General features: G+C 72.0%; 6 protein-coding genes. 5 read left to right on the top strand and 1 reads right to left on the bottom strand.

Features of this window, described 5'->3' with window-relative positions; all coding sequences use genetic code 11:
* A partial coding sequence (locus tag FGW31_RS12040; RefSeq protein ID WP_142193405.1) for an IS481 family transposase occupies positions 1-952 on the bottom strand: 952 nt, incomplete at its 3' end.
* A 186-nt stretch (positions 953-1,138) separates the two neighbouring features.
* Between FGW31_RS12040 and FGW31_RS12035 the strand changes: the two genes are divergently transcribed.
* From FGW31_RS12035 to FGW31_RS12015, 5 genes are all read left to right on the top strand, one after another.
* The gene (locus FGW31_RS12035) at positions 1,139-2,014 is read left to right on the top strand and encodes an LLM class flavin-dependent oxidoreductase (RefSeq protein ID WP_142193404.1); all 876 of its coding nucleotides are present in this window, start codon (positions 1,139-1,141) and stop codon (positions 2,012-2,014) included.
* A gap of 68 nt (positions 2,015-2,082) precedes the next feature.
* Positions 2,083-2,889, top strand: a complete 807-nt coding sequence (locus FGW31_RS12030) for a methyltransferase domain-containing protein (protein ID WP_142193403.1) — start codon at positions 2,083-2,085, stop codon at positions 2,887-2,889.
* Between the two features lie 451 nt (positions 2,890-3,340).
* A complete protein-coding gene (locus FGW31_RS12025) occupies positions 3,341-4,042 on the top strand; it encodes a hypothetical protein (protein WP_142193402.1) in 702 nt (233 codons plus the stop codon).
* Between the two features lie 180 nt (positions 4,043-4,222).
* On the top strand, positions 4,223-4,996 hold the full coding sequence (locus FGW31_RS12020) for an isoprenyl transferase (RefSeq protein WP_142193401.1): 774 nt from the start codon (positions 4,223-4,225) through the stop codon (positions 4,994-4,996).
* A 316-nt stretch (positions 4,997-5,312) separates the two neighbouring features.
* Positions 5,313-6,638, top strand: a complete 1,326-nt coding sequence (locus FGW31_RS12015) for a PhoH family protein (RefSeq protein ID WP_142193400.1) — start codon at positions 5,313-5,315, stop codon at positions 6,636-6,638.
* Positions 6,639-7,088: the final 450 nt, after the last annotated feature.

Genomic DNA, 7,088 nt, shown 5'->3' with positions numbered 1-7,088 from the left:
TGTATCGACCCGCAGCGTTGTTCACGCGGCTGATGGGTGGCTGGCCGCCGAGTGCGGTGTGGCAGCGGTGGTGGTTGTAGGTGTGGAGGAAGTCTGCCAGGGCGTCGGTGCGTTCGGTGTTGCTGGTGTAGGGCCGCAGGTAGGCCCATTCGTCGAGCAGGGTGCGGTTGAAGCGCTCGACCTTGCCATTGGTCTGCGGCCGGTATGCGCGAGTGAGCTTGCCGGCCGCATCCAGGTCGGCCAGGGCCTGCTGCCAGGCGAGGCTTTTGCGGTAGGGCCAGGCGTTGTCGGTCAGGACCCGCTCGATGCGGTCGATGCCCGACGCTGCGAAGAAGGCGGCGGCCCGGCGCAGAAAGGCCGCGCAGGTGGCGGCTTTCTCATCCGGGTGGACCTCGCTGTAGGCGAGGCGGCTGTGGTCGTCGACCGCGGAGTGGATGAAGTCGAAGCCCATGCCGTTGCGTGTGGCGCGGCCGGCCTGGCGGCCCAGGACCCTGTGGCCGCCGCCGTCGGGGATGCGGCCGAGCTTCTTGACGTCCACGTGGACCAGCTCGCCGGGGCGGTCGCGTTCGTAGCGTCGGATGACCTGGCCGGTGGGCCGGTCCAGGAAGGACAGGCGGTTCAGGCCGTGACGGACCAGGACGCGGTGCACGGTCGAGGCCGGCAGGCCCAGGATCGGACCGATGCGGGCCGGGCCGAGCTTGCGGTCCTGGCGAAGACGGCACACGCGGGCCTCGATCGCCCCCGCCGTGCGGTGCGGTGTCGTGCGCGGACGGCTGGACCGGTCGTGCAGTCCCTTCTCGCCTTCGGCCCGCCAGCGACGCACCCACTTGTGAGCGGTGACGCGGGAGATGCCCATCTCGGCGGCAACATGGGCGACAGGGCGTCCGGTGCGGACACGTTCAACCAGCAGCCGCCTGCCGTGAAGGGTCAGCCGGGCATTACGGTGGGACACGAAGGCCTCCGTGCGGTGAAGATTCGACACCTCCACCACACACGGAGGCCTTCGCCATGATCAAGCCCGGCCAGCGTTAACAACGCTCGTGATCAATACACCTAGGCGCTGTACGGGGCACGGTCGGCCGCGGCTGCTTCGTTCACGGGGTTACCCACCCGCCCCCTCACGGGTAGGACCACCGCCATGACCACACTCGGCGCAGTCTTCCGTCCCCAGCTCGCCCCCGAGCGGCTCCGGTCCGTCGCGCGGCTCGCCGACGACGTCGGCCTGGAGGAACTCTGGCTGTGGGAGGACTGCTTCCGGGAGGGCGGGATCTCGACCGCGGCGGCCGCGCTGGCATGGACCGAGCGGGTCCGGGTCGGAGTCGGGCTGCTGCCGGTGCCGTTGCGGAACGTGGCGATCACCGCGATGGAGGCCGCCGGACTGCACCGCATGTTCCCCGGGCGCGTCGTCCTCGGCGTCGGACACGGCGTACAGGACTGGATGGGGCAGGTCGGGGCGCGCGCCCAGTCGCCGCTGACGCTGCTGCGGGAGCATCTCGTCGCGATGCGCGCGCTGTTGGCCGGAGAGCGCGTCACCAGCCGGGGCCGGTACGTCACGCTCGACGACGTCGCCCTCGACTGGCCGCCCGAGACCCCGGTCGAGGTGCTCGCCGGCGCCACCGGGCCCCGGACCGTACGGCTCACCGGCGAGGCCGCCGACGGGACCATCCTCACCTGCGCCACCTCACCCGACGGGGTGCGGCGGGCGCGCCGGCTCATCGACGAGGGACGGGCCGCGGCGGGCCGCGACGACCGGCCGCACAAGGTCGTCGTCTATCTGCTCGCCGCCACCGGTGCGGGCGCCGAGGAGCGGGTGCGGGCCGACCTGATCGCCGAAGGCGCGGGCGACGAGCCGGGGGCCGGGGTCACCGGGGACGCCAAGGCCGTCGCCGAGGCGGTGCAGCGGCTGGCCGAGGCCGGGGCCGACTCGGTCATCGTCCAGCCGACCAGCGACGAGCCGGACCCCGAGGGCTTCGTACGGTTCGTGGCGGAGGACGTACGGCCGCTGGTGTCCTGAACGGGCCGCACCGGGCGCGGGCGGAAAAGCGGGCGACGGGAGCGGGCACCGTCCGGCATCGTCGACCCATGTCCGACAGGCAGACACGCACCTTCGAAGACCTCATCGCCGAAGGCGCCTCGGTGCCGACCGAGGGATGGGACTTCTCCTGGTTCGAGGGGCGGGCCACCGAGGCCCGGCCCTCCTGGGGGTACGCCACCGCGGCGGCCCGGCGGCTGGGCGAGGCACGGGCCGCCCTCGACCTCCAGACCGGGGGCGGGGAGGTCCTGCACTTCGCCCTCGGCCGAGCCCCCCGGCGCCCGCCGCTCCTCGCCGCCACGGAGGGCTGGCCGCCCAACGTCCGCAAGGCCACCGAACTGCTCCGGCCGCACGGCGTCGCCGTCGTCGCCACGCCCGAGGACGCGCCGCTGCCGTTCGCCGACGGCGCCTTCGACCTCGTCGTCAGCCGGCACCCCGTGCGGCCGCACTGGACGGAGATCGCCCGCGTCCTGGAGGACGGCGGCACCTACTTCGCCCAGCACGTCGGTCCGCAGAGCGCCTACGAACTCGTCGAGTACTTCCTCGGACCGCAGCCGGACGCGCAGCGCACCGCGCGGCACCCGGACCGCGAGCGGCGCGCCGCCGAGGCCGCCGGGCTGGAGATCATCGACCTGCGGGCCGAGCGGCTGCGCATGGAGTTCCACGACATCGCCGCGGTCGTCCACTTCCTGCGCAAGGTGATCTGGATGGTTCCCGGGTTCACCGTCGAGGCCCATCTGCCGCGGCTGCGCGCGCTGCACGAGCGGATCGAGAGGGAGGGGGCCTTCGTGGCCCACAGCACCCGGCACCTCTTCCACGCCCGCAAGGCCACGGCCGTCGGCGCCGCCCGTCCGTGAGCGACGCCGCGCGGGGCGGTAGCGCGGGGAGGGGCTGCGCGGTGCCCGGGACGTCCCGCTCGCCTCGTCCGCCGGGTCAAGCGGACGATGACGTCGGCGTCACCCGTCGGAGGGATGACCGGAAGAGTGCGGTCGTGTCGGCACGACCGTGTCACATCCTGCACAGCGTCCCCTCGACGCACTGACGGAACGCTGTTTCGCCGTATTTCGGCCATGCCGACACCCGGAATCGCACGTTCCAGGGCCCTCGGGGCGTTGCCGGGTGAATCCGGAGAGTAATTGTGGCCCGCCAATGCGCGCACCATCCCTCACGAAGGGTTATGGTGGAAACCCCCCCTCGGGCCGGTCCGTCTCCCCCCCACGGACCGGCCCGTTTTTTTGCCCGCCGACCGGCCCGCGCTCCGCCGCCCCCGCTCCGGCCCCGTCACCGGCACGCCATAGGGTCCCGTGCATGTCGAACGAGCACCCGACACCGCCCCACCAGCCCCCCGCACCGGGCCCGTACGGCCCGCCCGTGTCGCCCTCCGCACCGGGCCCGTACGGCCCGCCCGTACCGCCTCCCGGCCCCGCCGCCCACGGCGGCCAGCCCCACGGCCAGGCCCCCGCCGCCCCGGCACCCCACCCGCCGTACCCCGCGCCTCCGCCGGCGCCGCAGGGCGGCACGCCGTACGCCCCGCCCCACCCCGACCCGTCCTGGCCGCAGTACCAGCCCCAGCCCCAGCCCCCGTACGCGTCCCCGTCTCCGTACCCGCCTCAGTTCCAGGCCCAGCCGCCGGCCATGCCCGGCCCGGTGCGCGCCGCGCAGATCGTGATCTTCGCGACGACGGGGCTCGCGGTACTGCTCACCGTCCTGGTCGCCGTCGCCGCCGGAGCCGAGGCGTCCGGACGGTTCTTCGCCACGTATCTGATGTCCGCGGTGCTCTGCGTCCTGGCCTTCCGGTACCCGACGGCCGGAAACGGCGTGCGCGTCACCTCCCTCGTGCTGGCGTCCGTTCAGATCCTGTTCGCCCTCGGTGCGACGGCACGTGGTGTCCCGTTGGGCATCCTGCCGCTCGGCAGCGCCGTCGCCGTCGTCGTCCTGCTCTCCCAGGGCTCGGCGGGCCAGTGGTTCCGGCGCCACCGCACGAACGCCGTGCCGCCGCCGCACTTCTGACACTGCCGACAAACGCACCACCCCGGACTTTGGGGACCCCCGCCCCGGCGGGGGTACGCTTCGGCTTTCGGGGACCGCCACACGGACGGGTGCCGCCCGCGGCCGAGACCGGGCCGCTCGCCGCGCGAACGCGGCCGGGTGCCGCGCCTGTCCGATCCGTACGGAGGGGCTGACGATCACGTGAACCTGCGCGACAAGCTGCGGAGCCTGCTGGTCAGGCTGTACGCGCGCCGGGTGGAAGGCCACCTGGACACCGCTCAGGTGCCCAAGCACATCGGCGTCATCATGGACGGCAACCGGCGCTGGGCCAAGGCCGCCGGCTCCAGCACCGTCCACGGCCACCGGGCCGGCGCGGACAAGATCGAGGAGTTCCTCGGCTGGTGCTCCGAGACGGACGTCGAGGTCGTCACCCTCTGGCTGCTGTCGACGGACAACTTCGACCGGCCCAAGGAGGAACTGGTCCCGCTGCTCGGCATCATCGAGGACGTGGTCCGCACCCTCGCCGCCGACGGCCGCTGGCGCGTGCACCACGTCGGCACGCCCGACCTGCTGCCCTCCGGGATGCAGACCACCCTGAAGGAGGCCGAGGCGGCCACCGCGCACGTCGACGGCATAGTGGTCAACGTCGCCATCGGGTACGGCGGGCGCCAGGAGATCGCCGACGCCGTGCGGTCCATGCTCTTCGAGGCGCACGAGAAGGGCACCTCGATGCAGGAGCTCGCCGAGGCCGTCGACGTCGACATGATCGGGCGTCACCTCTACACCCGCGCCCAGCCCGACCCGGACCTCGTCATCCGCACCAGCGGCGAGCAGCGGCTCTCCGGCTTCATGCTCTGGCAGACCGCCCATTCGGAGTACTACTTCTGCGAGGTGTTCTGGCCGGCCTTCCGCAAGGTCGACTTCCTGCGCGCACTGCGCGACTACGCCGCCCGCCACCGGCGCTTCGGCGGCTGAACCCGCCCCGGCCTCCCCCTCTCCGCCCCGGTCGTCACGCGCTGTTCACCGGGGCGCCGTCATATGCCGTGGCATGGCCGCCCTCCATCGAGGGAATAAGCCAGGCAGGTCGACGCCCGAACCACGGGCGTCGGATCTCAGCGGGCGGCATCGGAGCCGTCCGCCCGGGAGGCCCTTTGCACCAGCCCCACCGTGCGGTCACGGCACGGAAGAAGCGGCACAGGGCCGGTCCCCGGCCCGCGGTGCACGGGGGCCGTCGACCGGTCCAGCTCCGCCTCGTCGCTCCCCGACCTCATCCGAGGGGGTACGTCCTTCCGTGGTGACCAGCGCAAAGCGCCACAAGCCCGACCGGCGCACCTATGTTCTCGACACCAGCGTCCTGCTGGCCGATCCCAACGCCCTGAGCCGCTTCGACGAGCACGAAGTGGTGCTTCCCGTCGTCGTGGTCACGGAACTGGAGGCCAAGCGGAACCATCCCGAACTCGGCTACTTCGCCCGGCAGGCGCTGCGCCTGCTGGACGACTACCGGGTGCGGTACGGCCGTCTCGACGCCCCCATCCCGACCGGGGACCTCGGCGGGACCGTCCGGGTCGAGCTCAACCACTCGGACCCCAGCGTGCTGCCCAGCGGCTACCGCCTGGGGGACAACGACTCCCGCATCCTCGCGGTCGCCCGCAACCTGCAGGCCGAGGGGTTCGACGTCACCGTCGTCTCGAAGGACCTCCCGCTCAGGATCAAGGCGTCCTCCGTCGGCCTCCTCGCCGAGGAGTACCGCGCGGAACTGGCCATCACGGACGCCTCCGGCTGGACCGGGATGTCCGAACTGACCCTGCCCGGCGAGCAGGTGGACGTCCTCTTCGAGGAAGGGCACGTGTACGTGCCCGAGGCCGCGCACCTGCCCGTGCACACCGGGCTCACCATCCAGTCCGAGCGTGGCAAGGCGCTCGGCCGGGTCACCGCCGAGGGCAATGTGCGGCTGGTGCGCGGCGACCGGGAGGCGTTCGGCATCAAGGGCCGCAGCGCCGAGCAGCGGATCGCGCTCGACCTGCTGCTCGACCCGGACGTCGGGATCGTGTCCATGGGCGGCCGGGCCGGCACCGGCAAGTCGGCGATGGCGCTGTGCGCGGGCCTGGAAGCCGTGCTGGAGCGCCGGCAGCACCAGAAGGTGATGGTCTTCCGTCCGCTGTACGCGGTGGGCGGGCAGGAGCTCGGCTATCTGCCCGGTACCGAGGCCGAGAAGATGAGCCCCTGGGCGCAGGCGGTCTTCGACACGCTGTCGGCGGTCACCAGCCGTGAGGTCATCGAGGAGGTCACCGCGCGCGGCATGCTGGAGGTCCTGCCGCTCACCCACATCCGGGGCCGCTCGCTGCACGACGCGTTCGTGATCGTGGACGAGGCACAGTCACTGGAACGGAACGTCCTGCTGACCGTTCTGTCCCGGATCGGGGCCAATTCGCGGGTCGTTCTGACCCATGATGTCGCCCAGCGCGACAATCTGAGGGTCGGCCGGTATGACGGTGTGGTCGCCGTCGTCGAGAAGCTGAAGGGCCACCCGCTCTTCGCGCACGTCACCCTGACCCGGTCCGAGAGGTCCCAGATCGCCGCCCTTGTGACGGAAATGCTCGAGGACGGGCAGATCTGACCCGACCGCACCAACAAGGATCGGTTACGCAAGAGTTGGCGCCGTCCGGAAAAGGCGAAAAGCCTAGCCGGGCGGCGTCGGCACGTGTGCGGATTTCCGGGAATCCCATGGGCCAAACGAGATGTGAGCTTTCACACGCAACGGGGAATTGCCTTGCACCGCCGGGTTGCGGCAGAGTCTCACTCCTGTCAGGCCCCGCATACGACACAGCCGTGCCCCTGGGGGCACCTCCCGCGCTCTTGAGGCAGTGGGGGATGTACGGCGCCACAGTGAGCACAGTTCCAACTCCATAGCGTCGTCGTATGCCGCCCGAGCTGTACGCGGCGCTCCCCTCGCGGGAGTTGCCCACCGGGCCCGTGCCTCCCGTGACCCGTAGTTGGGGAGGCCAGTGCCAGGGGCACGATTGCGTCCGCGAGGGTCACCGAAGCGGGCGATGCTGGAAGGAAACCG

This window comes from Streptomyces calvus (assembly GCF_006782915.1).
In the GTDB taxonomy this organism is placed as follows: Bacteria; Actinomycetota; Actinomycetes; order Streptomycetales; family Streptomycetaceae; genus Streptomyces; species Streptomyces calvus.
Note: the sequence above shows the minus strand (reverse complement) of the source record. Positions and strands in the feature narration are given on the sequence as shown.

What these genes read in the sequence shown, in the direction of transcription:
- FGW31_RS12035 (WP_142193404.1), top strand. Translation starts at nt 1,139, where the DNA reads ATGACCACACTCGGCGCAGTCTTCCGTCCCCAGCTCGCCCCCGAGCGG.
- FGW31_RS12030 (WP_142193403.1), top strand. Translation starts at nt 2,083, where the DNA reads ATGTCCGACAGGCAGACACGCACCTTCGAAGACCTCATCGCCGAAGGC.
- FGW31_RS12025 (WP_142193402.1), top strand. Translation starts at nt 3,341, where the DNA reads ATGTCGAACGAGCACCCGACACCGCCCCACCAGCCCCCCGCACCGGGC.